23 protein-coding genes and 1 other RNA gene are annotated in these 26,868 nt (G+C 62.1%); 15 read left to right on the forward strand and 9 right to left on the reverse strand.

The genetic code is table 11. From position 1 onward, the window contains the following. Position 1: 1 nt before the first annotated feature. Positions 2 to 328: a transfer-messenger RNA gene (gene ssrA / locus GOB83_RS07125) on the reverse strand. A 115-nt stretch (positions 329 to 443) separates the two neighbouring features. Here ssrA and thyX point away from each other — a divergent pair. Together thyX and GOB83_RS07135 are read left to right on the forward strand one after the other, a co-directional pair. Next, the gene (gene thyX, locus GOB83_RS07130) at positions 444 to 1,361 is read left to right on the forward strand and encodes an FAD-dependent thymidylate synthase (protein WP_086646184.1); all 918 of its coding nucleotides are present in this window, start codon (positions 444 to 446) and stop codon (positions 1,359 to 1,361) included. 341 nt (positions 1,362 to 1,702) lie between these two features. Further along, a complete protein-coding gene (locus GOB83_RS07135; RefSeq protein WP_143296460.1) occupies positions 1,703 to 1,927 on the forward strand; it encodes a hypothetical protein in 225 nt (74 codons plus the stop codon). A 220-nt stretch (positions 1,928 to 2,147) separates the two neighbouring features. Here GOB83_RS07135 and GOB83_RS07140 read toward each other — a convergent pair whose 3' ends face one another. Then, the gene (locus GOB83_RS07140) at positions 2,148 to 3,293 is read right to left on the reverse strand and encodes an Mrp/NBP35 family ATP-binding protein (RefSeq protein WP_408737427.1); all 1,146 of its coding nucleotides are present in this window, start codon (positions 3,291 to 3,293) and stop codon (positions 2,148 to 2,150) included. A 186-nt stretch (positions 3,294 to 3,479) separates the two neighbouring features. On the opposite strand from GOB83_RS07140, the gene GOB83_RS07145 reads away from it, so the two are divergent. The 6 genes from GOB83_RS07145 (at position 3,480) to GOB83_RS07170 (ending at position 9,641) form a co-directional block, all read left to right on the forward strand. Further along, on the forward strand, positions 3,480 to 4,727 hold the full coding sequence (locus tag GOB83_RS07145; RefSeq protein ID WP_095349692.1) for an OpgC family protein: 1,248 nt from the start codon (positions 3,480 to 3,482) through the stop codon (positions 4,725 to 4,727). An 88-nt stretch (positions 4,728 to 4,815) separates the two neighbouring features. After that, positions 4,816 to 6,345, forward strand: coding sequence for a DegQ family serine endoprotease (locus GOB83_RS07150; RefSeq protein ID WP_095349717.1), 1,530 nt, complete (start codon positions 4,816 to 4,818; stop codon positions 6,343 to 6,345). A gap of 29 nt (positions 6,346 to 6,374) precedes the next feature. Next, entirely contained in the window at positions 6,375 to 7,421 is a 1,047-nt protein-coding gene (locus GOB83_RS07155) for an FUSC family protein (protein ID WP_233129096.1), read from the forward strand. Between the two features lie 97 nt (positions 7,422 to 7,518). After that, on the forward strand, positions 7,519 to 8,502 hold the full coding sequence (locus tag GOB83_RS07160) for a quinone oxidoreductase family protein (protein WP_095349693.1): 984 nt from the start codon (positions 7,519 to 7,521) through the stop codon (positions 8,500 to 8,502). A 37-nt stretch (positions 8,503 to 8,539) separates the two neighbouring features. Beyond that, positions 8,540 to 8,743: a hypothetical protein gene (locus GOB83_RS07165; protein WP_086646130.1), complete on the forward strand. Its 204-nt coding sequence runs from the start codon at positions 8,540 to 8,542 to the stop codon at positions 8,741 to 8,743. A 304-nt stretch (positions 8,744 to 9,047) separates the two neighbouring features. Next, positions 9,048 to 9,641 carry a hypothetical protein gene (locus GOB83_RS07170; RefSeq protein ID WP_242005781.1) on the forward strand — a complete coding sequence of 198 codons (594 nt, stop codon included), beginning with the start codon at positions 9,048 to 9,050 and terminating at the stop codon, positions 9,639 to 9,641. A gap of 153 nt (positions 9,642 to 9,794) precedes the next feature. Here GOB83_RS07170 and GOB83_RS07175 read toward each other — a convergent pair whose 3' ends face one another. Next, the gene (locus GOB83_RS07175) at positions 9,795 to 11,048 is read right to left on the reverse strand and encodes a cation:proton antiporter (RefSeq protein WP_165925655.1); all 1,254 of its coding nucleotides are present in this window, start codon (positions 11,046 to 11,048) and stop codon (positions 9,795 to 9,797) included. Between the two features lie 158 nt (positions 11,049 to 11,206). After that, positions 11,207 to 13,075: a dihydroxy-acid dehydratase gene (ilvD, locus tag GOB83_RS07180; protein ID WP_086646128.1), complete on the reverse strand. Its 1,869-nt coding sequence runs from the start codon at positions 13,073 to 13,075 to the stop codon at positions 11,207 to 11,209. 327 nt (positions 13,076 to 13,402) lie between these two features. Between ilvD and pstC the strand changes: the two genes are divergently transcribed. Genes pstC through phoU form a run of 4 tightly spaced genes read left to right on the forward strand, consistent with a single transcriptional unit; the run spans position 13,403 to position 16,842 of the window. Continuing rightward, on the forward strand, positions 13,403 to 14,386 hold the full coding sequence (pstC, locus tag GOB83_RS07185) for a phosphate ABC transporter permease subunit PstC (RefSeq protein WP_165925656.1): 984 nt from the start codon (positions 13,403 to 13,405) through the stop codon (positions 14,384 to 14,386). Positions 14,387 to 14,388: 2 nt separating this feature from the next. Beyond that, positions 14,389 to 15,264, forward strand: coding sequence for a phosphate ABC transporter permease PstA (pstA, locus tag GOB83_RS07190; RefSeq protein ID WP_086646126.1), 876 nt, complete (start codon positions 14,389 to 14,391; stop codon positions 15,262 to 15,264). A gap of 29 nt (positions 15,265 to 15,293) precedes the next feature. Then, the gene (pstB, locus tag GOB83_RS07195; protein WP_165925700.1) at positions 15,294 to 16,094 is read left to right on the forward strand and encodes a phosphate ABC transporter ATP-binding protein PstB; all 801 of its coding nucleotides are present in this window, start codon (positions 15,294 to 15,296) and stop codon (positions 16,092 to 16,094) included. A gap of 31 nt (positions 16,095 to 16,125) precedes the next feature. Then, a complete protein-coding gene (gene phoU / locus GOB83_RS07200) occupies positions 16,126 to 16,842 on the forward strand; it encodes a phosphate signaling complex protein PhoU (RefSeq protein WP_086646124.1) in 717 nt (238 codons plus the stop codon). 111 nt (positions 16,843 to 16,953) lie between these two features. On the opposite strand, the gene GOB83_RS07205 is transcribed toward phoU, so the two are convergent. Both GOB83_RS07205 and GOB83_RS07210 read right to left on the reverse strand, forming a co-directional pair. After that, positions 16,954 to 17,841: an SDR family oxidoreductase gene (locus GOB83_RS07205; protein WP_165925657.1), complete on the reverse strand. Its 888-nt coding sequence runs from the start codon at positions 17,839 to 17,841 to the stop codon at positions 16,954 to 16,956. Positions 17,842 to 17,876: 35 nt separating this feature from the next. Next, positions 17,877 to 19,217, reverse strand: a complete 1,341-nt coding sequence (locus GOB83_RS07210; RefSeq protein ID WP_165925658.1) for a hypothetical protein — start codon at positions 19,215 to 19,217, stop codon at positions 17,877 to 17,879. A gap of 203 nt (positions 19,218 to 19,420) precedes the next feature. On the opposite strand from GOB83_RS07210, the gene rplM reads away from it, so the two are divergent. Beyond that, complete coding sequence (rplM, locus tag GOB83_RS07215; protein ID WP_086646121.1) at positions 19,421 to 19,897, forward strand: 50S ribosomal protein L13; 477 nt, start codon at positions 19,421 to 19,423, stop codon at positions 19,895 to 19,897. Positions 19,898 to 19,901: 4 nt separating this feature from the next. Then, positions 19,902 to 20,390, forward strand: a complete 489-nt coding sequence (gene rpsI, locus GOB83_RS07220) for a 30S ribosomal protein S9 (RefSeq protein WP_086646120.1) — start codon at positions 19,902 to 19,904, stop codon at positions 20,388 to 20,390. Positions 20,391 to 20,588: 198 nt separating this feature from the next. On the opposite strand, the gene GOB83_RS07225 is transcribed toward rpsI, so the two are convergent. Then, the gene (locus GOB83_RS07225) at positions 20,589 to 22,115 is read right to left on the reverse strand and encodes a S10 family peptidase (protein ID WP_242005782.1); all 1,527 of its coding nucleotides are present in this window, start codon (positions 22,113 to 22,115) and stop codon (positions 20,589 to 20,591) included. Between the two features lie 207 nt (positions 22,116 to 22,322). On the opposite strand from GOB83_RS07225, the gene GOB83_RS07230 reads away from it, so the two are divergent. Further along, positions 22,323 to 22,853 carry a hypothetical protein gene (locus GOB83_RS07230; RefSeq protein ID WP_165925660.1) on the forward strand — a complete coding sequence of 177 codons (531 nt, stop codon included), beginning with the start codon at positions 22,323 to 22,325 and terminating at the stop codon, positions 22,851 to 22,853. Positions 22,854 to 22,967: 114 nt separating this feature from the next. Here the strand turns inward: GOB83_RS07230 and GOB83_RS07235 are convergent, their stop codons facing one another. Together GOB83_RS07235 and GOB83_RS07240 are read right to left on the reverse strand one after the other, a co-directional pair. Further along, positions 22,968 to 24,731, reverse strand: coding sequence for a DEAD/DEAH box helicase (locus tag GOB83_RS07235; RefSeq protein WP_165925661.1), 1,764 nt, complete (start codon positions 24,729 to 24,731; stop codon positions 22,968 to 22,970). Positions 24,732 to 24,857: 126 nt separating this feature from the next. Then, positions 24,858 to 26,765: a hypothetical protein gene (locus tag GOB83_RS07240; protein WP_242005775.1), complete on the reverse strand. Its 1,908-nt coding sequence runs from the start codon at positions 26,763 to 26,765 to the stop codon at positions 24,858 to 24,860. Positions 26,766 to 26,868 lie beyond the last annotated feature (103 nt).

A 26,868-nucleotide genomic window follows, 5' to 3' on the forward strand; every position in this document is an offset into this window, starting at 1 on the left:
AAGTGGGAGGGCTTCTGTTGCCCGGTGCCCTCCCGAACCGCGCTTATTGCTTATGCAGCAACAGCGAGCACCTCAGTGTTATCATTGGCACTTGTAAAATTAGCCCGATAACGGTGGTACAATACCGGGCAAAAAAGATGTCTTTACTGCGCGTGTCGAGCCTGTTTCGTCCCCATCTGTCCGGGTCTTGCGATCCGGATTTATGGTGGAGACGCCGGGTACCGCCCCCGGGTCCACTACGCCTATGCCACATCCCGTTTATTGCCATAGCCGCAAGAAATCTTCCGGCACCCCACACATAGGAACTTGGCTTCCAAAATGCAAGCGCCTGCAGGTCTTTCTGCCTTCCCCGTGTGGGGGTATGCCTGCTACAACCGCGCGCATACACGCGGGCCTACCGTGTGCGCTGTCTGTTTTTTTCTAGCATGGTGGAGATCCTGCGCATGTCACTGACCGAAGCACAACGCGCCGAAATTGCGGCCCACGGGCAGGAAACATTCTCCACCCGCCGCCCGACCGTGGCAGCACTTGAAGCCATGCTGTACGCCCCGCAGGAAGTGCTCGACCACGGCTTTTTGCGCGTGATCGACTATATGGGCGATGATGCGGCCATTGTGCAGGCGGCCCGTGTTTCCTACGGCCGGGGCACGCGCAAGGTATCGGAAGATGCCGGGCTGATCCGCTACCTGATGCGGCACCGCCATTCCTCCCCGTTTGAAATGTGCGAGATCAAGTTCCACGTCAAACTGCCCATTTTTGTAGCGCGGCAGTGGATTCGCCACCGTATGGCGAGCGTGAACGAGTATTCGGCCCGCTACTCCATTCTGGATAGCGAGTTCTATCTGCCCGACCCCGCCCACATGGCTGCCCAGAGCGAGGTCAACCGTCAGGGCCGGGGCGAGATTCTGGCCCCAGAAGCCGCCGCCGAGGTGCTGGACATCCTGCGTGAAGACGCCATGCGCACTTACCGCGACTACGAGCGCATGCTGGACGGGGAAAACGGCTACGGCCTTGCGCGTGAGCTGGGGCGCATCAACCTGACGCTGAACACCTACACGCAGTGGTACTGGAAGATCGACCTGCATAACCTCATGCACTTCCTCGCCCTGCGCATTGACCCCCACGCACAGTACGAAATTCGTGTGTATGCCGAAGCCATGCTGAAAATCCTGCATGCATGGGTGCCCACCACCGCCGCCGCGTTTGAGGAGTACCGGCGCGGGGCGGTGACATTCTCGGCCTCCATGATGGCGGTTGTCCGCCGCATGCTGGCGGGCGAGGTTGTGGAGCAGGCTGGCTCGGGCCTGAGCCGCCGTGAGTGGGATGAAATGATGGCCACCCTGCAAACCCCCACCCCCTGAGCTGGCGCGGGGCGCATTGCAGCCCAACCTGTTTTTATGCGAGCGCCGTGGGGCCTGCCCCTCCGGCGCTCATTTTTTATCAAGACATCTGCATTAAATCTGGACGGACTTGACGCCTGTCCTGTCAAACGCCGCAGCAGCAGGCCATAAACAGGGCAGCGCTCGGGTTTGTATTGCCGTGCGCCATGTTTGCCTGCCATGCTCGCCCTACCCGCAAGCCCGGTTCCGGGGGACGGCAAGACCGTAGGATTTCTGGGGAATTATAAGGAGCATTCATGTCTTGTCCCAACCGGCGTTCTGCCCGCCTTGCCCTGTCCGCCTTTGCCTGTGCGTTCACATTGATGGCAGCGGGCCTGCCAGCCCGGGCCGATACGGCGCGCGAACAGCAGACCAAAGCCTGCAAGGGCGATGCCCTGCGCCTGTGCGCCTTTGCCATTCCCAATGAAAAAAGAATTACAGCCTGCATGGAGCGCAAAAAAGACAAGCTCAGCCCCGCCTGCCGTGCGTATTTCAAGGACACACCAGCCCCGCAGGCCAAGGCTAAAACGCCCCAGCCCAAGCGCTAGGCTATACCGGTTCCGGTATTGGGCCTGACATTTGGCCCCATATCTGGGCTGCTATGGAGCGGCTGCGTGTGAGGGGCTGTTGAGTGGGCAGGATGCCTGCCGGGTGACCCTTTGGCATAAGGTCTGCCCATGGCCCGTGCTGGGGCTTTTGCGGCGGTCTGCGCGGGCCTGATGCCTTGCGGGCAGGGAGCGTCCGGCCCGCAAGGTGCAGGGGGTGGTTTTAGGCCTGCATGGTCTGTATGGCCGTGGCCACGGTGTGGGCAATGGCGCGCCATGCCTTGCCGCCTTCGCTCTGGGGTGCGCCAATAACCAGCGGTACGCCACTATCCGCGCTGGAGCGGATGTCTGCCAGCAGCGGCACTTCCCCCAGAAAGGGAACCCCCATGGCTTCGGCCTCGCGCCGTGCGCCGCCATGGCCAAACAGCTCTGTATTATGCCCGCAGTTGGGGCAGCAGAAGTAGGACATGTTCTCCACCAGCCCCAGCACCGGCACCTTGACCTTTTCAAACATGGTCACGCCCCGGCGGGCGTCGATCAGGGCGATGTCCTGCGGGGTGGAGACAATAACAGCCCCGCTCAGCGGCACCTTCTGGGTGAGCGAGAGATGGGCGTCCCCCGTGCCCGGCGGCAGGTCCACCACCATGACATCCAGATTGCCCCAGTCCACATCGGTCAGCAGCTGGTTGATCGCGCCCATAACCATGGGGCCACGCCAGATCATGGCGGCTTTTTCGTCCACCAGCATGCCAAGGGAGACGGCACGGATACCCCATGCCTGAACGGGTTGCAGGCGGCCTTCCACAACCTCTGGCTTGCCCGTTGTGCCCAGCATGCGGTGCAGGGAGGGGCCATGAATATCGGCATCCAGCAGGCCGGTTTTCAGCCCTTCCATGCCCAGCCCTACGGCAAGGTTGACTGCGGTGGTGGACTTGCCCACCCCACCCTTGCCCGAGGCCACGGCAATAATGGTTTTAACACCGGGCAGCACGGGGGCATCGGGCGCTGCGGGTGTGCCCCCAAGCGGGCGGTGCCCGCCGGCAGCCGGTTGGGCCGCGGCGGGTGCGCTGCGCTGTGGGCGGGTGTTTGGCTCCGGCGCACCTGCGGGGCGGTGCGCGGTCAGGATAAGGGTGGCGCTGGTGATGTTGGGCAGGGTTTGCAGCTTTTGGGCGGCTTCATCACACAGGCCGGACAGCTCGGGGGCCTGCTCGCGCGGGACGGCCAGCGTCAGGGTCAGGCGGCCGGTATCATCCACCATGCAGCTTTCCAGTCGCCCGGCGCTGGCAAGGGAAAGCCCGGTCTGTGGCGTTCTGATGGTCCTGAGAAGGTCCATCAGTGTGTCAGAAGAAAAAGGAGCAGTCTGCGCCAAGGGTCTTGTCCTGTGCCGTGGGGGTTATAACACCGTACTTGGGGGAAGATACGGCAAAGAGGGGCGCGCCATTGGGGGCGGCCATGGGTTATAACGCCTTTTTTCTGGCACATACAGGGTGGTATGGGTAGAGGAACAGCCGGGGAATAACCAACGGGCGAGGCAGGGCCGTGCCGAAAGGGTAAGATGCAGGCACACACGGACAAGGCAGGCACGGTACAGGCAACACCCGCCACGGGTGCGCCTGCGCAGGAGCCGGGTGGCGCAGCCGCCCCCACGGTACCAGTGGCAACCCCCACGCGCAGCCGCCGCGACCACAGGATTGACGCCCTGCGGGGTGCCGCCCTGCTGATGATGTTTATAGACCATATTCCCCAGAACCTGCTTAACCGCTTTACCATGCGCAACGTAGGCTTTGCCGATGCGGCGGAGGTGTTTGTGCTGCTGGCGGGTTATGCGTCGTGGCTGGCCTATGGGCGGGGCTTTACCAAATACGGTGTGCTGCCCACCCTGCAACGCCTGTTCAAACGCTGTGTGCAGCTCTACATCGGCCAGACCATTATGGTCATGGCCTATGTGTTTACGGTTCGGGGCTGGCGGCACTTTACCCCTGTTTCGGTCGATTATCTGGAGCCGGAGCTGGCCCACGGTCTGGGCTGGGTCTGGCGGGTGATGATGTTTGACGCCCTGCCCAGCAACCTCAACATCATGCCGCTCTACCTTGTGCTGCTGGGCGGGTTCCCCATTTTTTACCTGCTGATGCGGATCCACCGTTCGCTGGCCCTGCTGCTTTCGGGGGCCTTGTGGATGCTGGTGAACATGGACCCGGGGCTGAACTTTCCCAACTGGCTGGACCCTGATGGCTGGTACTTCAACCCGCTGGCGTGGCAGTTCCTGTTTGCACTCGGGTTGACGGCCTCCGCCCAGACCCAGCAGCGCGGCCGAGACTTCAAACGTGTGCCAGCCCTTGTGGCGCTATGCTGGGTGTACCTGCTGTTTTCGGCCATTCAGGCATTTCCGTGGGCCCTGTGGGGTCTGCCGGACCTGCGCCCGTTTGGCGATACGCTGGCCCCGGCCAAAAGCTGGCTCTCGCCTTTGCGGCTGCTGGATGTGATGGCCATTTTCTACCTTGTCCAGTCCTCCGAGCCTGCGCGCCGGTGGGCGGCCGAATCGTGGGTAGGGCAGGAACTGGCCCGTGTTGGCCGCAGTTCGCTGGAGGTATTTGTGGTCGGCACCATACTGGACCTGTATGCGCGGCTTATCTTCAGCACCTTTGGGGAGGGCTGGGCCCTGCAGGTTGCGGTAAACGTTGTGGGGCTGGCTATTCTGATCAGCCTTGCCTCATGGCTGGACCGGCGGCGCACACGGGCGCGGGCCGGCCGGCCGGTAGCTCCGGCGGCACCCGTTGCGGCCCCCGGCGCGACACAGGGGTAGGCTATGCTTGCCGTTTTGGCACGCCATGAATAACCTTACCCCCCAGTCTTCGAGAATTGTCCTGTCCCGGCAGAAAGTTGTGTTGTCCATGCGCGTGTCCGTCCGTCTGTTCTGCTCTGTTTCCCTCTCCACCCTGCTGGTGGCGGGCCTTGGGGTGTGTGCCCCGCTGCATGCGGCGGAGGCTCCGGTGCCTGCGGTTGTGGCCGCCGGTGGCCGCGCGCCAGACAGTTTTGCCGACCTTGCAGCCCGGCTGCTGCCTGCCGTGGTCAATGTGTCCACCACCCAGACCGTGCGTGAAGCGGATGCGGAGGAGGATGATGAGGACGACCAGCTCCCCCAGATGCCCAACTTCCCGCAGGGCTCCCCGTTCGAGAAGTTTTTCCATGACTTCATGAACCGCCAGACAGACCCCAACGCCCCGCCAAGGCGGATGCAGGCGCTGGGTTCGGGCTTTATCATCGACCCGACCGGCTACATCGTGACCAATAACCACGTGATCCGCAAAGCAGACCGCATAACGGTAACCTTGCAGGACAACACGGTGCTCAGCGCCCATGCCGTTGGGCATGATGACCGCACGGACCTTGCCCTGCTTAAGGTGGACAGCAAAAAGCCGCTGCCGTTTGTCAGCTTCGGGGATAGCGAACACCGCCGGGTGGGGGACTGGGTTCTGGCCATTGGCAACCCGTTTGGCCTGTCCGGCACGGTTACGGCGGGCATTATCTCCTCACGCGGGCGTAATATTGACCAAGGCCCGTATGATGACTTCATCCAGACCGATGCGCCCATCAACAAAGGCAATTCCGGTGGCCCGCTGTTTGATATGGATGGCAACGTCATTGGGGTGAACACCGCCATTTATTCCCCCTCCGGCGGGTCGGTCGGGATTGGCTTTTCCATTCCCTCCAACGAGGCACGCGGCGTGGTGGAGCAGCTGCGCAAGACCGGCAGGGTCTCGCGCGGGTGGCTTGGTGTGCGTATCCAGAATGTCACGCAGGACATAGCTGACGGGCTGGGCCTGAGCACACCCACTGGCGCGCTGGTGGCCGGGGTGGAAAAAGGTGGCCCGGCCGACAAGGCGGGGCTTAAAACGGGCGATGTGATCCAGAGCCTGAACGGCCAGCCGATTGAGGGCAAGGCCCTGCCGCGCCTGTCCGCCCAGTTGCCGGTGGGCACGCAGGCCAAGCTGGGCCTGTGGCGGCATGGCAAGGTGATGGATGTGCCCGTAACCATAGGCGCCCTGCCCGAAACCCCGGAGGAAGCCCCGGCCAAGCCCGTAGCCGCTCCCAAATCCGCGGCCTCTGTCAGCTTTGCGGATTTTGGCTTTACCGTTGGCCCGCTGGATGCGGCCGGGCGGCAGAAGTATAACCTGCCTGCCAGCCTTAAAGGTGTGCTGGTCAGCAGTGTCAAACCCGATGGCACGGCGGCGGACCGGGGCCTGAAGGAAGGGGATGTGATTACCGAGGTCCAGCAGGCCGAGGTGGGAACGCCAGCAGCCCTCAAACAGCGGATCGAGGCCGCGCGCAAAGCCAAAAAGCGCTCGGTCCTGCTTTTGGTGCATGATGCGGATGGCCTGCGCTGGATTCCCTTCCCCCTGAGCGCGGAGGACGCGCCCTGATTGCACTTTTAACGGGCAGGCGCGCGCCCGTGCTGGATATAGGCCGGTATTGCCCATGGCTGGCACGGTGGCTGAGCAACGCCACCGTCTGCCAGACCGTGCGCCTGCTCAGTGCTGTTGGTGTGGCCGGGTTTGTGGCCTGGCTGACCAACCTGCAGGAACCGGGCTGGGCACTGATTACCTCGGTCATTGTGACCCAGAACAGCATTACGGATACAATCTCCAAGGGGCGTGACCAGCTTGTGGGCACGCTTATCGGGGCTACGGTCAGTATTGTGCCCATTACGCTGCTCATGTTTGCGCACTGGCCGCTGTGGGGGGCGTTTACCATTGCGTTTGTGCCGCTGGCCGTTCTGGTATCCTGGAAGCCGGAGGCCCGCATGGGCGTGGTCACGCTTATGGTGGCCATACTGTTCCCCTCCGATAACGACCCCTACCTGCGCCCGATCGAGCGTGTGCTGGCTATTCTGATCGGGGTCGGGGCGGGCACGCTGGTCACGTATGTGGTGCTGCACGAACAGGCCCGGCGCGATGCGTTCCGCAACGCCGCCCTTACGGTGCGCCAGATTGTGGCCATGTTGCAAAAGGCCCGCACGGGGCATGTGGAATGGTCGGTCATTCAGGACATGAATGACGAATGTGCGGCCTCCCTGCGCAAGGTGCAGGCTGCGCTGGAAGAGGCCCGGCGCGAACACTGGCGCCCGCTGGATGAGCGCGACCCCATGCTGGCCCGCCTGCCTGCACGGATACGGCAGTTGCAAATGGATGCGCTGGTGGTGGCTCGCGCCATACTGGTGCTGCCCCAGAGTGCCACGGCGGAGGAGCTGGAGCGCGCGGCCAGCGTACGCGCTGGCATGCTGCGTGGATTCCAGTGGATCATCCAGCGTTGCGAGAGCGAGGCCGTGGCCCGCACGGGGGATGAATACCGCATTGCCGCAGAAGTGATGGCCGCCCTGCCAACGGAAAATGAAACGGCAGACCCGATCATACGTTTTGTGGTGGGTATTCTGCTCACGGACCTGCGCCAGCTCATCCAGCTTCTGGGTGAGGATGACAAGGACCGTGCAGCCCCATAAACCACATTGTGGCGGCCAGCCGGTACGCGCCACCGTGGCCCGTTGGCCACGCCCATGCCCGTAGCCGCCACCTTTAGGAACCAGAGGGGCCAACAGCATGACGGCGCAGCATAATCAGGTTGTTCGGGTCCACCATACCGGCGGGCCGGACGTTCTTCTGCCCGAGTTCGTATCCGTACCTCTGCCCCACAGGGGGGAGGTGCTGGTGCGGCAGGAGGCAATTGGCGTCAACTTCATCGATACGTATTTTCGGAGCGGGCTGTACAAGTTCCCCCACCTGCCTGCCATTCCCGGCATGGAAGGGGCCGGGGTGGTGGAGGCCGTGGGGGCCGATGTTGTGGGGCTGAGCGTTGGCGCGCGTGTGGCCTATGCCGGGGTGCTTGGGGGGTATGCCCAGTACCGTGTGGTTGCGGCAGACCGGCTTGTGGTTCTGCCCGATGGGATTTCTACCGAGCAGGCGGCTGCGGTCATGCTGCGGGGGTTGTCTGCCCATATGCTGGTCTGGCAGGTCCACAGGGTGCGGCAGGGGGAAAATATTCTGGTCTATGCTCCCGCCGGAGGGGTGGGCCAGCTGTTGTGCCAGTGGGGGAGCTACCTTGGCGCACGGGTTATTGGCGTAACCTCATCGGAGCAGAAGGCGGAAATTGCCCGTGCCTGCGGGGCGGCCGATGTGCTGGTGGGCATGGACAACCTGCCCGACCGTGTGCGCGCATTAACCAACGGAGCTATGGTGCCTGTTGTGTATGACAGCATAGGCCGCGCCACGTTTGAGACCAGTCTGGCCTGCCTTGCCCCCCGTGGGCTTATGGTCAGCTACGGCAATGCCTCCGGCCCGGTTACGGGGGTGGATGTGGGTGTGCTTGCGGCACGGGGCAGCCTGTACCTGACCCGGCCTACGCTTTCCACCTACATTGCTACCCGCCCGGCACTGGAGGCCGCAGCGCAGGAGCTGTTTGCCATGCTTGAGCAGGGTGCGCTCCGCCCCACCATTGGCCAGCGTTTTGCCCTGGCCGAGGCCCACAAGGCGCATGAGGCGCTGGAGGCGGGAACAACCCTTGGCAGCACTATTCTGCTTCCATAAGTATTTTGCGCGGCAGGCATGAGGTCTGGCGGTGATTATGCACGCCAGATGGCATGACGTGGCCCACCAATTACGCTACAACAGAACCGGAACGCCCGACCCGTGTTGGGTGGAAACCCATATTGAGGAAGCTCAAGACATGGCAAAATGCCCCAAATCCCCCTGTGCACGTGGTATTCTGGCTCTGGGCCTGATTGCAGCGGTTGTTTATTTCATCCGTAAAAAGAAGTGCTGCGGCTAAGCCCGCGTCGGGCCTGTTCCTGAACGCCCGACACACGGCAAAAACCCGTCTGGTCCGCCCAGACGGGTTTTTTCTTTTGCGGTGGCGGGTTCTGCCACAGGTGCAAACGCGCAACGCAACGCTTTGGCTTGTGTTATGGTGTAGGCGTTGTATCACTGCCAGTAACATATCTGGCCTGGCGCTGTTTGCTTCAGGCTTCTGACGGAAAGGATTGAGAGTGTTGCATCCTCTTGTTTCCCGCTTTTCCTCCAAGGCTGCGGCATCTGTTGCGGCCTGTGCACTCGGTTTTGCGGGGCTGGCCACAATGGCCCTGCCAACGGCGGCCCATGCGCAGGCCTCTGTTCTGCTCAAGAGCCAGCAGGCGACCGCTATTGTGGAAAGTGTTGACCGCGAAGCGCGTGAACTGCTGCTGCGTGAAGGCAATGGCCACCTGCTGACCATTGAATACGGCGCTGCCGTAAAAGACGTGCCGCACCTGCATGAAGGTGATGAACTGAAAATCCAGTTCGTGGAAACACTGGGCGCGCAGCTTGCCCCTCCGGGCAGCCCCCTGCCCGAATCCACGCTCACCACGGCACGGGGCTTTGTGCATGGTCACCCGCGTGGCATTATTGCGGCCTTTAACCGCGAGCGCGCCCTGATCAAGACCATCGATCTGCCCTCCAGCACCATCTCCTTCACCACGGAGGGGGATGATTCCCTGCACGTGGCAGTGCTGCGCACCAAGGCGATGCAGGACTTCCTGAAAACACTCAAGATTGGTGACGTGGTGGATATTACCCGCGCCGAATCCATTACCTATATCGTGACCAACAAGACCGTGCCGCAGCCTGCGCCCGCAGCCCCCCAGCTTGCCGCTCCGGCGGGGGATGTGGTTGCACCTGCTCCCGCGCAGTAAACGCTGCGTAGCAGACAGGTACGTTTTTTTAAAAGGTGCTTTCCCCCGTGCCGGGTTTTAACCCCTGCACGGGGTTTTTTGTTCCCCCGCCGGGCATACGCATGGCCGGTATGGTGCAGAGTGTGCGGGGGCTTCCCGCACAGGCTTTGCGCGTTAGCCCGGAGCGTTGGGGTAGAGTGCGCGGGCAACCCGCTCCATGGTCAGCCCCTGCACGATAATGGTAAAAACCACCACGCCGTAACAGACGGGCAAGAGCAGGTCGCGCATGTCCCCCGCAGGCAGGCCGAGTGCCAGCGAGACCGAAATACCGCCCCGCAGCCCACCCCATGTGAGCAGGGCCGGAACACGCCCCCTGTCCCATTGCCGCAGATGCACTGGCAATGTGCTGACCAGCACACTCGCGGCGCGCACGGCAATGGAGAGCGGGATAACCGCCAGAGTGAGCACAAACGTGAACAGGCGCGGGGTTATGTCCAGCAGTTCAAGCCCGATCAGCAGGAACAGGAACACGTTCAGAACCTCGTCAATCACTGTCCATGTTGTATCAAGGTTCGTGCGGGCCTCCGTGTGGAGGATGGCGCGGCTGTAGCGTGTGCCAAGGCATAGTCCGGCCACCACAACCGCAATGGCGCCAGACATGCCAAACTGGCTGGCAAGGCTAAAGGTGCCTGTGGCCAGCGCCAGAGATGTCAGCAGGTCAATATGCGGGTCTCTTTGCCCCCGGAGCACAAACAGCGCGGCCCAGCCTGTGGCCAGCCCCAGCAGCCCACCCCCTATGGCCTCGTGGCAGAACCGCACAAGCAGGTCGGGCAGGGTAATGGTGGGGCTCTGCCCTGTTGCCAGCCCGATGGCCACGCCAGAAATCACGACACCCACGCCATCATTAAACAGGCTTTCCCCCGCAAAAATGGCCTGTAGGGGGGCAGGCAGACCCAGCCTTTTCAGCATCCCCACAACGGAAACCGGGTCCGTGGGGGCCAGAATGGCACCCAGCACAACACACCAGATAAAGGGCACGGGGTGGCCTGCCAGACTAAGCCCGCCCCATGTTGCCCCCGCCATGAACCCTACCGCCAGAATAGTCCCGGCAACGGACAGGGCCGTGACCGAGAGCAGGTGCTTTTGCAGTTGCCCAAGGTCAACCTGCATGGCTCCGGCAAAAAGGAGGAACGAGAGCGCGCCATTGAGCAAGGTATCAGGCAGGTTGACCGCACCGAGCACCCTGCGCGGAAATGCCTGAAGGTCATAGGCGGGAAACAGCGGGTTAAGCACCATGACCAGCAGGGATGCCAGCAGCGAAAACACCAGAACACCAATGGTGACAGGCATGCGCAGCGTGTGGTGGTTGAGAATACTGAACCCGGCAGAAAGGCACAGCAGCAGGGCAAGAAGATCAAGGGTGTGCATGGCCCTTATCGCTGGCGGCTCAGGCGCGTGCCGTCAAGCAAAACCGGAGGTTACCCTGCTTGGTTGTGCCGTTTGTGGCTTTTGGGGGAGGGGGCACAAAAAACCCCCGCAAGGCGCTGCCCTGCGGGGGTTTTTGCGTAGTGCTGCCGGGCCGCGTGTTAGCGCGGGGTGCGGCGGGTCAGCTGGCTTACGTCACGCACCGCGCCACGGGCCGCACTGGTGGTCAGGGCTGCATAAGCCTTGAGCGCGTTGGAGACCACGCGCTCACGCTTGGGCTGCCAGGCCTGATCGCCCAGATCGTCCATGCGTGCGCGGCGGTCGGACAGAACGCTGTCCGCCACAGCTACGGACAGGCGGCGGTTGGGAATGTCGATCTCGATCGTATCGCCTTCCTCCACCAGCCCGATAACGCCGCCTTCACCCGCTTCGGGGGAGATATGGCCAATGGACAGGCCCGAACTCCCGCCCGAAAAGCGACCATCGGTAATGAGCGCGCATTTTTCGGCCAGCCCCTTGGATTTAAGGTAGCTGGTCGGGTACAGCATTTCCTGCATGCCGGGGCCGCCCTTGGGGCCTTCGTAGCGGATCAGCACCACATCACCGGGGTTGATTTTGTTGCCCAGAATGGCGGCAACCGCGTCATCCTGACTTTCAAAAATCCGGGCCGGGCCGGAGAATGTTTCCAGCCCTGCGGCAACACCTGCGGTTTTAACAATCGCGCCGTCTTCGGCCAGATTGCCGTAGAGCACGCACAGCCCGCCGTCCTGATTATAGGCATGCGCGCCATCGCGGATGGCCCCGTTGGCCTGATCCGTATCCAGCGTTTTGTAGGTGCTGGACTGCGAGAACGCGACCGTGGTGCGTACCCCGCCGGGTGCTGCGCTAAAGAACTCCCGTGCTGCCGTCCGGCTTTCGGCTCCGGGGGCGCGGATGTCCCATTTATCCAGTGCTTCGGGCAGGTTGGCGGCGTGGACCATGTTGACATCACGGTGCAGCAGGCCCAGCCGGTCCAGCTCGCCCATAATGGCGGGAATACCGCCAGCACGGTGCACGTCTTCCATGTGCACATCCGGGCGGGAGGGGGAGACCTTGCACAGATGCGGCACCTTGCGGGAGAGGCGGTCAATGTCCTTCATGGTAAAGGGCACTTCGCCTTCATGCGCTGCGGCCAGCAGGTGCAGCACCGTGTTGGTGGACCCACCCATGGCAATATCGACCGACATGGCGTTCTCAAACGCGGCCATGGTGGCAATGTTGCGCGGCAGCACGGAGGTATCGTCCTGCTCGTAGTAGCGGCGGGCAAGGTCCACAATGCGGCGTCCGGCCTCCACAAACAGGTTGCGGCGTGCGGCGTGGGTGGCCACAAGGCTGCCGTTGCCGGGCAGGGACAGGCCAAGGGCTTCGGTCAGGCAGTTCATGGAATTGGCGGTGAACATGCCCGAGCACGAGCCGCAGGTGGGGCAGGCGGAGCGTTCGATGGCAAGGGAGTCGGCCTCGCTCACGCCCGGGCTTGCGGCTGCGACCATGGAGGTCACAAGGTCTGCGCGCTGTTCAATGTCATCCAGTGTCACGCGCCCGGCTTCCATGGGGCCGCCGGATACAAAAATGACCGGAATGTTCAGCCGCATGGAGGCCATGAGCATGCCCGGCGTAATTTTGTCGCAGTTGCTGATACACACAATGGCGTCCGCGCAGTGGGCGTTGACCATGTATTCCACGGCATCGGCAATCAGCTCGCGCGAGGGTAGGCTGTACAGCATGCCGCCGTGGCCCATGGCAATGCCGTCATCCACCGCAATGGTGTTGAACTCGCGGCCAATGCCACCGGCTTCGGCAATGGCCTCGCACACAAGCTGCCCCATATCCTTGAGGTGCACATGGCCGGGCACGAACTGGGTAAAGGAGTTGGCGACGGCAATAATGGGTTTGCCAAAATCGGAGTCTTTTACACCGGTTGCGCGCCACAGGCTGCGGGCACCCGCCATGTTGCGCCCGTGGGTGGTGGTGCGTGATCGGTAGCCGGCCATTATGGGGTCTCTTCTGCTATGGTGCTGGGTAAAGCATCGGGTCGTGGGGTATGCGCGGTGGGTCCACCGGCATGGGCTTGGGCACATTACGCCACATTGTGCTGGCTGTCAGGGCCGGATTATGCAGAAATGGCCGGGCAGGTTCCCGGTTGCCGGGGGCTGAATGCGCGAGGTGCCGGTCCGCTGTCCACCAATGTCCCTGATAACACTACAGTTTTGTGACAAAACTCTGTTTAAAGGGACTTTCATGGGGTCTCCGTGTTGCAGGAGCGCACAGCGTTCAGTATTTCTCGCCCCATCCGGCTGATAGTTCGGAACGGAGAGCAGATGGAAATTCCCGCACGGCAGTCCCTGCCCGCGATGAAACAGGCCCCTTCCCATCAGGGAGGGCAGAAGGGCGACCCCGCCTTCAGGCTTCTGGTAACGGCAACAGGTGTTGGCGTGCTGGTTGTTCTGGGCGCCATTATTGCCGTTATGGTAACAGGTGGCTGGAAGGCGTTTGCAACCTTTGGTCCGGGCTTTCTGGTTTCCGCGGTATGGAACCCGGTCACGCAGCATTTCGGGGCCGCCGCCCCGGTTTTTGGCACCGTTATCAGCAGTGCGCTGGCACTCCTTGTGGCCGTGCCGCTGGCCTTTGGTACCGCATTCTGGCTGACCGCCCTTGCGCCACCCGCCGCCGCCTCGGTTATTGGCATGGCCGTGCAGCTTCTGGCCGCCGTGCCTTCCATTATCTTTGGTATGTGGGGCTTTTTTGTGGTGGTGCCGGTGGTGGCGCATTACGTGCAGCCCGCTGCCCGCCAGCTTTTTGGCCATGTGCCCGGCCTGTCCGCCCTTGTGGCGGGTGCGCCGTTTGGCACGGGGCTGTTTACGGCAGCACTTATTCTGGCGGTCATGATCACCCCGTCCATTACCGCCGTCATGCGTGATGTGTTCCTGTCCATGCCCGCTGTTCTGCGTGAGAGCGGGTACGGGCTGGGTGCTACCCGGTGGGAGGTCATGCGCCATGTTGTGCTGCCCTGGTCCCGTCAGGGGGTTGTGGGCGGCATTGTGCTGGGCATGGGCCGTGCAATGGGTGAAACCATGGCCGTGACCTTTGTGATCGGGGATAGCAACCACATTGGCTGGTCGCTGTTTGCACCGGCCAACACCATTGCCTCGCTGATCGCCCTTGAATTCCCCGAAAGCCCGGCAGGGAGCCTCAAGCTGGCTTCCCTCATGGCGCTGGGGGCCATTCTTATGGCCATCTCCTTTGTAACACTCTGGTTCTCCCGCTGGCTGCTGGCCCGTGGCGAACAGGCAGCAGGACATTGAGGATGAAGGCGAACAATACCCTCATGCGGGCTGACCGCTCCGCCTCGCTGCTCTGGCGGCGCCACATGTGCGACAAGCTTGCCACGGGCCTGAGCTGGCTGGGCATGCTGATCGTGGTGTTCATGCTCGGCTCCATTTTGTGGACCCTGTTCAAAAATGGCCTGGCGGGCATGAGCGTGCACCTGTTCACCCTGTCCATGGCAGCACCGGGGCAGCCCGGTGGGCTGGCCAACGCCATTATGGGCAGCATTATCCAGACCGGGCTTGCGATTCTGATCGGTGCGCCAGCAGGGCTGATGACAGGCATCTATCTGGCCGAATACGGGGCTGGCAGCCGCATGGCGCGCATTGTGCGCTTTGTGTCGGACATGCTGCTCTCTGCCCCTTCCATCCTGATCGGCCTGTTCATTTACATGATGCTGGTTGTCCCGTTCGGGCACTTTTCCGGTTTTTCGGGTGCTGTGGCGCTGGCCATTCTGGCCATGCCTATTGTGGTCCGCACGACCGAGGACATGCTGCGCCTTGTGCCTGTTGCCATGCGTGAGGCAGGTATTGCGCTGGGCGCGCCCAAATGGCGGGTTATCCTGTTTATCTGTGTGCGGGCCGTGCGTGCGGGTATTATGACCGGCGTGCTGCTGTCCATCGCCCGCGTTGCGGGGGAGACAGCCCCCCTTCTGTTTACCTCGCTGGGCAATTCCGAATGGTCGCTTGACCTCGGGCGCCCCATGGCCAGCCTGCCCGTGGCCATCTACCAGTATGCCGGCTCTGCTTATCAGGACTGGATGCAGCAGGCATGGACCGGCGCGCTGCTGGTGACACTGGGTGTGCTTATTATCAATATTGTAGTGCGGGTCGGAACCCGCGGAGGACGGTCATGAGCGTAGAGGTTCCCGTAAAAGCGACAGGCATGACCCAACCGCTGGACAGCGCCACCACAAGCAAGGACGCACCGCACCCTGTAGCCATGCAGGTCCGGGGGCTGAACTTTTATTACGGCACGTCCCACGCGCTGCATGACATCTCGCTCGACTTCCCCGAGCGTAGTGTTACGGGCATGATCGGCCCTTCAGGCTGTGGCAAATCCACCCTGCTGCGTGTGCTCAACCGGATGTACGACCTGTACCCCGGCCAGCGCGCCACGGGTGAGGTGATCTTTGATAAGCAGAACATCCTCAATTCCGGGGTGGACCTTAACGTTCTGCGCTCGCGCATTGGCATGGTGTTCCAGAAGCCCACGCCATTCCCCATGTCCATCTATGACAACATTGCCTTTGGCATCCGCCTGCATGAGCGTGTCTCCCGCTCCGAAATGGACGGACGGGTGGAGGACGCCCTGCGCCGCGTGGCCCTGTGGCCAGAGGTACAGGACCGGCTGAGCGCTTCGGCCACGGCCCTGTCCGGTGGGCAGCAGCAGCGCCTGTGCATTGCCCGCACCATTGCCGTACGCCCCGAAGTAATCTTGCTTGACGAGCCAACCAGTGCGCTGGACCCGGTTTCCACCGCTCGGATCGAGGAACTGCTCGACGAGCTTAAAACCGAGTTCACCATTGCCATTGTCACGCATAACATGCAGCAGGCTGCCCGTTGTGCGGACCAGGTGGCGTTTTTCTACATGGGGCGCCTGATCGAAGTGGACAGCACCGCCCGTATGTTCACCACCCCGCGTGAACAGCAGACGCAGGACTACATTACAGGCCGCTTCGGCTAAACGCCGAGCACAGGGCACGGAGGAAAGCGTTATGGGCAACGAACCCGCACATACCATTACCCGCTACGATCAGGAGCTGGACCGGCTGCGTGGCATTGTGGCGCGCATGGGTGGCTTGGTGGAGCGGCAGACCGCTCAGGCCATAGCCGCCGTGGTGAACCAGAATGAAGAAGCCGCTCTGGAACCCCCGGAGCTGGACCCCGAAGTGGACGCGCTGGAGCGTGAGGCCGAAATGCTGGCCATTCGCATTCTGGCCCTGCGCGCACCCATGGCGGTGGACCTGCGCGTTATTGTGGCCGTGCTCAAAATGAGCGGCGACCTTGAGCGGATCGGGGATTACGCCTCCTCCATTGCGCGCCGTGCGGGCAAGGTGGAAGTGCTGGACGGGGCTGTTTCCTTCAGTGCTCTGCGGGCCATGGCGCGTCTGGTGCAGGAAAACCTGCACATGGCCGTGGAATCCATGGTCGAGAATGATGCCGAGCGCGCGCAGGAAGTGTGGAAGGCCGATACGGCGGTGGACGAACTGTACACCACCATGTTCCGCGAACTGGTGACCTACATGATGGAAGACCCCCGCAAGATCGGGCCGTGCATCCATCTGCTGTTTGTTGCCAAAAACCTTGAGCGGATCGGGGACCACGCCACCAATATTGCCGAGCGTGTGTACTATGCGGTTACGGGGGAAATGCTGCCATCCGTTCGCCCACGCGGCGGTGCGGCCCGTACCAATGTTGAACAGCCTGAATAAGCCAGCCCCCGGCAGGGGTGGGCACTAACACCGCAGGGTTTGCCGCAGGATCGGGCATTCTGGCTTTAAAAAGTCAGGGTGCCCGTTTTTGTTGGCACCACCGCGTGGGCTTCAGGCCTGCGGGGTTTTTGGCCCCAGCGCAAAAAACGTATGGTGCAGCCCTTCGGCCAGCCCAATGGGCCGTACCCCCAGCGTGGTCTGCATGGGGGTAATATCAAAATTCTTGTTTTCCAGCAGGCGGCGGATTTCGTCCGGGCCAATGCGGGGTAGGCCGGGCACGCAGGCACTTAGCTTGGTAAGGGCCATCAGCAGGCCTGCTGGCACGGGTATGGTCGGGCGTGGCGCAAGCCCTGCGGCTGCACCCACCATGGCGGCAAACTGGCGGTAGGGCACGGCATCTGCCCCCGCAATAACCAGACTGTGCGGGCCATCCCATGCTTTGTTCAGGGCGGCCAGAATGCAGGCGGTTACATCCCCCTGCCAGATGGGCTGCACCAGAGCGCGCCCCCCACCGGGCAGGGGCGTAAACGGGAGCAGGCGCAGCACGGCGGCCAGCCGCTGTACGGTGTTCTCGCCCTGTGCGCCGTAAATCATGGTGGGGTGCAGGATTACGCCTGAGTGGCCAGAGGCCAGCAGGGCCTGCTCCCCCAGCAGCACGCCCTTGCCGTGTGCATCCGGCCAGCGGGTGAACTTGCGCGTGCTGCCAAGACACACAAGCCTAGCTGTGGCGGGGGCCGTAGCCAGCAGTGCGGGAATATGGCGGGCATGGGCTGTGCAGATAATACGCGTTGCATCAGCCAGTGCGGCGCGCAGCGGCCCGGTTGGGCCGCTCAGGTCCGCAATACGGGGGGTGGGCAGGCCGGTGGCGCGGGCGGGGTTGCGTATAACGGGCACAATGGGTGTGCCCCGCAGGGCCAGTGCCTGACACACCGCCCGCCCCGACCGGCCGGATGCGCCAATAACATGCACGGGGTGCGGGGGTGTCTGGGGGGAGCGCATGGTGTGTGCCTGCTGGCTGCTCGGGTTATGCGGCGTTAGTGCGCCTGAACGGACAGCCCGATTTTTTGTGCCAGTTCGGGCATGGAGGTCAGCTCACCCAGCGAGGCGGCAACCAGCATGAGCGGCATGGGCTGCACGGGCTTGAGGGTGATGCTCAGGGTCTGCTTGCCGGGGTTGGCCAGCCAGTGGAAGAAGCTGGCAAAGGCGGGGTTCTGCGCCGTGGCGGACTGGGCCTGTACATAGGCCAGCAGGCCTTGCGGTGGCAGGCCGCGGGCTGCGGCAATGGCCCCAAGAGCTTTGGGGACCAGCCCGTGATCTATGTAATCGAGCGAGAGCGAGATCACCTGCATGTCCGTATTGCTGTCCACCAGCACGGAGGCGGATGTTGCCTGCCCGAGTTCGCCATGAATATGCAGCCGCCCCATATTGGCGGAATCGATGCTGAGGGTTTCCAGATGCAGCGCGCCTGTTTTGGGGGTGTGTGTGTCATTGAGCACCACATTGCCCACAAAATGGTCATACCCGAGTGAGGGCATCCAGCCCATGTTGGGCACGCTCGGCCAGAGTTCCAGCCCCTGTATGCTGGAGACTTCCTGCTCCGTGGACTCGGTATGGGTTGCGTGGGACAGCACACGCTTTGCCCGCATGAGTGGGGTGGTGCCATCCATGCTCAGCTGGTCAATGGTGATGTCGCGCGTATTGGCATGGGTGGTGTAGGGCGCGCCCGTGGTCAGGGTTTTGTACAGGTCGGCAAGGGCAACGCCATCCACGTTAATGGATTCGGCCTTTATATGGCGCGGCGGAGCAACATCGGTGGAAAGCTGCACGTTGCGTGCCTGCAGGTGCGATGTTTCGTTCGCGCCAAAATCGTCCATGCTGGCGCTATCGGCTGAGAGGTCGGATTGCAGGGCGCTGACAAAGCCGTGCAGGCCGGTTGCCTGTGCGTGGCCGATGCTCAGGGTCTGCACACCGGGGGCGGTGGGGTCCTCGGCCTTGGTGGGCAGGGCCAGATCGTCCATTTCCATGGTTTTCAGGTGCAGGCTGCCTGCGGGGTCTGCAAGCTGGAAGTTACGGAAGCTCAGGTGGTGAATCCGGGTAACGTCGGAATCCTGCGTGTCGGGCTTGGTCAGTTCCGCCTCATCGGCGGTCATGGTTTCCGGCCCCTGACGGAACACCAGGCCACTAAACCGCACGCTGCGGCCCAGCAGGCCGGGCTTGGCCCGCGTGTAGGTGAAGGAGACATCCGGCCCCAGCGCCTGTTTGAACCGCTCGATCCCTTTATCAACCATCACACGTTCTGCGTGGTGGGCGCCAAACCATGCGATCCCGCCAAGAATGGCAATGCCGGAGACCGTGACAAGAACGTTCTTCTTCACGCGTTGGAAATCCTGCTGTTTTCACCACAGCCTTCAGCTTTAGTGCATGCGGGGGTGGGGGGCAAGCGGCGCCACGGTAACATGTTACCTAGAGAAAACTGCCTGAAAATACGGTCATTAACTGCAATACCTCTTGACTGCCCGTGCGCCACCCATCATAACGCGCCATCAATACGTAACTGTTCTCATATGGAATCAGTGTCATGAAGACCACCCTCTCGCTGAAGCCCGCGGAGGTGACGAAGAACTGGATCCTGATCGATGCCGAAGGTCTCGCTCTGGGTCGTCTCGCCGTCATCATCGCCACGCGCCTGCGCGGCAAGCACAAGCCTCAGTTCACACCGCATGTTGACTGCGGTGACCACGTTGTTGTCATCAACGCCGAAAAAGTGGCGCTGACCGGCAACAAAGCGGACCAGAAGCTCTTTCATTACCACACCGGCTATGCCGGCGGTATCAAGACCCGCACGGTCTCGCAGCGCCTGAACGGCAAGCACCCCGGCCATCTGGTCGAAAAGGCAGTTGAACGCATGATCACGCGTGGTCCGCTCCAGCGTGAGCAGATGCGCAACCTGCATGTGTATGCTGGCGCTGAACACCCCCACGGTGGTCAGACCCCCCAGGTGCTTGACGTTGCGGCGCTGAACCGCAAAAACGTCGTTAACGCTCAGAAGGGCTGAGACAATGTCTGAAACTCAGGAACGCACAGGCACGCTGGCCGATCTGAAGACCGTTGCACCGGTTCTGGCCGATTCCGCTCCGGTTTACGAAGCAAAGCGTGACGCACAGGGCCGCTCCTACGCCACAGGCCGCCGTAAGGATGCCGTGGCTCGCGTATGGATCAAGCCGGGTAAAGGTGAAGTCACCGTTAACGGCCGTCCGGTTGTTCAGTATTTCGCACGCCCCGTGCTGCGCATGCTGCTCACCCAGCCTTTCCTCGTATCCGATCGTTACAACCAGTTTGACGTGGTCTGCACCGTAACCGGTGGCGGTCTGTCCGGTCAGGCTGGTGCGGTTCGTCACGGTATCAGCCGCGCGCTGACCCACTACGAACCCGAACTGCGCAGCATCCTCAAGGCTGCTGGCTTCCTGACCCGCGATTCGCGTCAGGTTGAACGTAAAAAGTACGGTCGCGCAAAAGCACGTCGTTCCTTCCAGTTCAGCAAGCGCTGATCCGGTTCGGACTTCGGTTTTTCGTTCGGCAGACGGGCGGGGGGATTTTGGTCCCCCCGCCCGTTTTGCGTTTGGGGTCTGCGGGAGTGGTTGTGCCCTCTACGTGGGCCAGCCGTTGCAGCCTTGGGGCTGGACCGGGCTAGGGCGCGTGCCCGGCCCCCGTATGTTTGATGGGGCGGGCGTTACGTGCCCTCTGGCTCAGGGAGCCAGAAAGGTGCGAACATCGCGCGCAAGGGCTGCACGGCTGTCCGGGCGGGTGTAGAGCATGTGCCCACCGGGATAAACATGCAGGCCAATACGGCTGCGGCCCACGGGAATATGCTCCGCCACCCAGCGGGAGGAAGCATAGGGGCACACCAGATCATACGCGCCGTTGGCAATAAACACCCGCAGGGTGGGGTTAAGGGCCAGCAGGCGGCGCAGGGTGGGAATGGGGCGTACAATAGGGGCGTTTGTGTCGCGGTAGTCCCATGCCTGGCTTATGGCGTAGTTGAGCAGGTTGTAGCTTAGCTCTGTCTGGTAGCGCAGTTCGGTGGTGGCATAATGCTCAAAGGCGCTGCCATAGGCGTGGCCAAACCCGTCCAGCGTGGGTTCGGGGCTTTCCCCATTATCCACCCCTTCGGGGAAGGGGTCGGCAATGGATAATGTGGCGTCATACAGCGAATACAAGCGGCCATCGCGGCTGCGTATGTCGTGTGCCTCTGGCCGGGGCATGCCGCGCTGCTTGGCAATAATGTCCTGCTCAATGCCGGTATGGTTGGCAACGGCCTCGTAAAAATCTTCCGCATCATCACCCGTGGGGGGCGTGCCTGCCAGTGTGCTCAGGTATGGCCCCATGGCGTACTGGTATGCCTTGTCCAGATGCTGGGCGGTGTTTTCAGGGGTCAGCTTGTGCTGGAGAGCCAGATTTGCGGCCTCAAGCGTGGGCAACACAAAAGCTTCGGCCAGAATGTCGTTTTCCGTATCCAGCAGGGTCATGTCCAGTGCGGGGGAGACCATGATAATGCCGTTGAGCAGAATGTGCTGGTCCTCGGCCAGCGCATTGGCCACCTCTATGGCCCGCAGGCCGCCATAGCTTTCCCCCGCAAGGTAGCGGGGGGAGGTCAGGCGTTTGTTGGCATTGGCCCAGAGCTGAATGGCCTTGGCAAAGGTTTTGGCATCCTGCTTGACGCCATAAAACTGCTTGTCCGCCTGTTTGGGGTCGGTCGGGACTGACCAGCCCGTGCCCGGTGCATCCAGAAAAACCAGATCGGCAGCCCCCAGCCAGCTTTCGGGGTTGGGTTTGATCTGTGCATTGGCGCCATCGGCCGGGTTGCCTGTGGGAAAATCAAGCATGACCGGGCCAGCCGCCCCAAGGTGCAGGTAGGCGGTACCCGCACCGGGACCACCGTTAAAAAAATACACAACCGGCCTGTGTGCAGGGTCCGCCCCATCGCGCGTGTAGGCGGTATAGAACATGCGCGCTGTGGGTTTGCCGGCATCGTCACGCAGGGTCAGTGTGCCTGCCGTGGCGGTGTAGGTCATTTTTTGCCCGCCAAAGGTCCCGTTATGGTGGGTGACCGAATCCTTGGGCAGCAGGGCGGCTGCGTCATGGAAGGTATCGGGGGCATCGGGGGTCTGGGCGGGCTGGCCTGCCTCGGCCCGGGTGGGGGCGGGGGCTGTAGCCGCCAGTGCGGATGTGGTGGACAGGCAAAGGGCAAGGCAGAGGGGCAGACCGGGCCACAGGCCAGCGCGGGCGCGGGTGGGGTTGTAAGGTGCTGGGCGTGTGGTCACGGCTGTATCTTCCTTTGCAGGCTTTTGCTCGGGAGCCATGCTGCTTGTGCAAACGTGTTCCTGCAAGGGTGGGCTGGACTATTTTTTGCCCCAATCCCATGTCTTACACATAACCGATGTTCGCACTGTGAGGGTGTGGAACACAGGAAAGGAATATTTATGCTCTCTATTCGGAAAATTGCGCTTCTTGGCCTGCCTCTGTTTGCCTTTGCTGGCACGGCATCTGTTGCGCATGCCGATCCGTGCCTGTCCCTGAGTGGCTGTGTCCAGCAGGGTGTGAACAACCAGGTGGAGTCCGCCAAAAACGCAGGCAACCAGTTTACGTCCAGTGTGCGCGACCAGGCCAAGCAGCGCTGGAACAGCGCAACCGAAGCCGAGCGTGAAAAACTGCTGGCCAAGGGCGGCGCGCTGACCAGCAAGGGCGCGAATGCTACGGAAAAACTGAACAACGCGGAAAAAACCGTTAAAGAACGCTGGAACAACGCCAGCACGACCGAACGGCAGAAAATTCTGGCCCAGCGTGACAAGCTGACCAACGCCACCAATAACGTGACCAATGCGGAAAAAAATGTGAAGGACCGTTGGAACAACGCGTCCGAAAGCACCAAAAACGCATGGAAAAGCAAAAAAGACCAGCTTAAGTCGGATGTGAACAACGCCACCACCCTGCCGTCCATTCCCTCCCTGTAAGGGGAAGGCTGGCTGCGGGCCTAAGCGTATCAGGTCACAAAAAAAGGCTGCTCCCTAACCGGGGGCAGCCTTTTTTGTAGGCCCCCTCTTCAACCGAAGAAGGGGGCGCGCAATTTACTTGCGCTTGCGGGAGGATGCACCGCTTTTGCCAGCCGGTGGGCCTTTGCGGTCAAAATTGGCACGGCCTTTTGGCGGGCCACGGCGTTCGCCAAACGGGGGGCGGCCACCACCTGCACCAGACGGACCTTTGCGGGGTGCTGTTGCGGGTTCCACGGTCATTTCATCCGCATCGGCAGCGGCTGCGCAGGCGGCAAAGCGCTCGGCCTTGTCCTGTGCGATTTCAACCAGCGTGTGGTCGTTTACAATGCGGATTGCACCAATATCCTGCTTTTTAATGCCGCCCAGACGGCACAGAACAGGCACCAGCCATTTGGGGTCTGCCCGGTCTGCCCGGCCGACGGAAAGGCGGAACCAGCTCCCGTTCATGTCGGGTGCGCGTTCACGCGGCTCACGCGGGGGGGCGTTTTCGTCCCGTGGGCCGCGGGTGCGGGTGGCGTCAGGCGTAATCACGCGCAGCTGTGCGGGTTCGGGCAGGCTTTTGCGCCACAGGCCCACAAGGGCGGTGGCAAGCTGCTCAGGCGTATGCTCGGCCACAAGGCGTGCGGTGAGCGCCTGAATGTTCTCGTTCTCCGAAGGGGGGAGCGAGAGGAAGTGCGCGCCCAGAAGGCGCTCGGCATCGGCCTCGGCAATGGCCTGTGGGGTGGGGGCACCGCTCCATTCTGCCGTAACCTTGGCGGCCTGTAGCAGGCGTTCGGCCAGACGGCGGCGTGAGGGCGGAACCAGCAGAACACAGGTGCCCTTTTTGCCCGCACGGCCCGTACGGCCCGAGCGATGCAGCAGGGTAGCCGGGTTGGACGGCAGGCTGGCATGGATAACCAGCCCGAGGTCCGGAATATCAATGCCGCGTGCGGCCACGTCGGTTGCCACGCAAACGCGGGCCTGACCGTGGCGCAGGCTTTCAATGGCGCGGGTGCGCTCGTTCTGGCCCAGATCGCCCGAAATGGCGACAGAGGCAAAACCGCGCTCGGTCAGAATGCTCTGGAGTTGGCGCACGGCCTCACGCGTGTGGCAGAACACAATGGCAGAGGGTGATTCAATCAGGCGCAGCACGTTAACCACGGCGCGGGCCATGTCGCCCTGATCCACCAGTACGCCACGGTAGGTAATGTCGGTATGGGCGGCGTTGGGGCCAACCGTATCCACCCGCAGGGCATCATGCTGGTAGCGCTTGGCAAGGCCTGCAATTTCCCGCGCAATGGTGGCGGAGAACAGCAGGGTACGGCGGTCCTTGGGGGTGGCGTCCAGCAGGGTTTCCAGCTCATCGCGGAAGCCGAGGTCGAGCATTTCGTCTGCTTCGTCCAGCACGGCGGCCTTGAGCTGTGACAGGTCGAGGTTACCGCGCTTGAGGTGGTCGCACAGGCGGCCGGGCGTGCCTACAACAATGTGGCAGCCAGCGGACAGGTGGCGGGCTTCTGTGCGGGGTTCCATCCCCCCTACGCAGGACACGATCCGTGCGCCGGTTTTGGCATAGAGCCATTCCAGCTCGCTGCGGACCTGAAGAGCCAGCTCGCGCGTGGGGGCAATGACCAGCGCCATTGGTGCGCCAGCAGGGCCGCAGCGGTCCGCGCCGTTAAGGAGTGTATCTGCAAGGGAAAGGCCGAAGGCGACCGTTTTGCCCGAGCCTGTGCGGGCGGAAACCAGAAGGTCGCGGCCTTTGGCGTCATCCGCCAGAATGGCGGCCTGAACAGAGGTCGGGGCTTCAAACCCGCGCGCGGCCAGAGCCTGGGCGAGCGGGGCGGGAGCATTTTGGAAAGGCATATAAAGAGGTCCAGACAAACAGGTATGAGAGAGGGAATAAAGCGTCCTGTCCGGAAAGACCTCTCTCTCGTGTCGGGGGGATGTACTGCTGACCCGCAGTGCCCCGGCAACCTGTAAAAGACATCCTTACTGGAAGGGTAGGTAACGGAAATCCATAAAGAGTTCGCTCAGGCTGGTGTCTGGCGCGCCACCGTTGCCCTCCCACGCATGAATGCGCGAATAGGCAAGCTGCACACCAGCTTCCACCGTACCATAACGGCCTTTAAGGAAACGATACCACGCTCCGATTGTGGCTTCCATAACACTATGGATGTTACTGCCAGCCGCACAATTACCACTCAGCTCGGTATAGCACCCCGTGTTGTTATAGGCAGGGTTGCCGTAACCGTAGGCTTGACCACCTTCCGAGAAGTAGCTGCGACCGGCCTGTTGGTAGCCAAAATAGCCATACACGTCAATGAGCGGGTTGGGGTGAGCGATAATTCCCGCCGTGCCCTGTAGGGAGAACAGGGGCGAGGGCGCACCATTGGCCCTGAGCGTGGCATCGGGCAGCAGCACGGAGCCGTAGCGGCCAATGCCATAACCCGCCAGCCCCGCCAGCCGTACTTCCACCTTGTGCGGAATAACCGGCAGAATCATGGACCCGCCGCCACCACCGCCCACGGCGGTATGGTTTTTGCCCGCCCCAAGGGTGGAAACACGGTCATGCGGGAAGTGGAGAATCCCCTCCACTTCGTAATGGCCCCAGTGCGGGTCCCAGGCGATCTTGCCGATCACATCAGGGGCAATTTCGTTGGGGAACAGGGCGTCGTTGGTCAGGCCTGTGCCGCTGGAGCCCACGGTAACGGTCTGCCCGCCGGGCATGATCACCTGCCCGTCCGATGTGCCGTTGCGGAAGGAGTTGGTGCTGTACAGTGTTGCCGAGTTTTCAATCGAAAGGCCGGTCCACAGGCGGTGGCTCAGGAAGTCCTTTACAAAGCGGAACTGGAGCTGCCGCGCCCATGTCTGCCCTGCCAGCATGGAGGATTCTATGGTTTCAGGCAGGCTTTCCTGTCGGGGGATAATCCCTACGCGGCCGGGGGTGAGCATGCTCCACGCCTGCCCGGCAAGGAAGTGGAAGTTCTCCTTGCTGTTGTCATATGCAAGGTAGGCCTGACGCATGCGGAAGGCGTAGCTGTTGCTCTCATACGCATCGGTGGTGGCGGCACCTGCGCCAAAGTCCATTTCGAACACGCCGGAAATGGTGGAGTATTTGTCAATATTCCCACGAGCCATAAGCGAGAGGCGGCTGTAACGCGCGCTGCCCTCAAAGTTGTCGGTATGGTAGCGCGGTTCGTTCTTGAATGGTGTGTCCTGCCAGAAGTTGAAGGTGCCGCTGGCGGTGTGGCGGTTGCTCTCCACGGCCGAGGCATCAATAAACCCACCAAGGATCAGGGTAACGGGGCCGATGTGGAATACGCCGTGGTCACCCAGTGCGCCTGCCGCCTGTGCGCCCGCCGTTTCGCGCGAGTGGGGGCCAACGCCGTTTTCCGCCAGGCGGGAGATCACGTCTTCCGCGCGGTGGCCAACAACGGATTCTACGGTTGGGATGTCATCCGCGCTGCCAAATACGGGCTGGGCGTCCGGGCCGCCGGTATGGAAGTGCCCGCTGCCGCCAAGGTGGTGGACTCCGGGTTCTTCCTCATGGTCGGCGGAGTGTACGGCAATGCCGGCCTCGCGGTCGGCGTCATCCATGCTGGCAATCTGGTGGGTGGCCAGTCCGTGATGGGCCGCGGCACTCCCCGCATGGGCAACCGAGCGGTGCGCGGCAATCTGCTTTTGCACGCTTACCAGAGCTTTCTGCAAAGCCCGCTGTTCGGACTGGATGCGCGTAATCTGCTGTTCCAGCGCATCAAGCGCGGCTTCGTCCCCTGCGGCCATGGCTGGCGTGCCAAGGCACAGCAGCAGCGGGCCGGAGGCCAGCATTGTGCCCATACACAGGCTGGCTTTCATGCAGTGCGCCCAAGAGGCGTGCAGGGACTTAAAGATGCGCATGCTCTCTTCATTTTCTGGCAAGTGTTACGCGGGAACCTGTTTTGATCAGAACCATTTTAGCCCCCCCTTAGTAAAGAGAGACATGCTTAAAAAATAATTTCAG

The sequence above is a fragment of the Acetobacter fabarum genome, assembly GCF_011516925.1.
Taxonomy (GTDB): Bacteria; Pseudomonadota; Alphaproteobacteria; order Acetobacterales; family Acetobacteraceae; genus Acetobacter; species Acetobacter fabarum.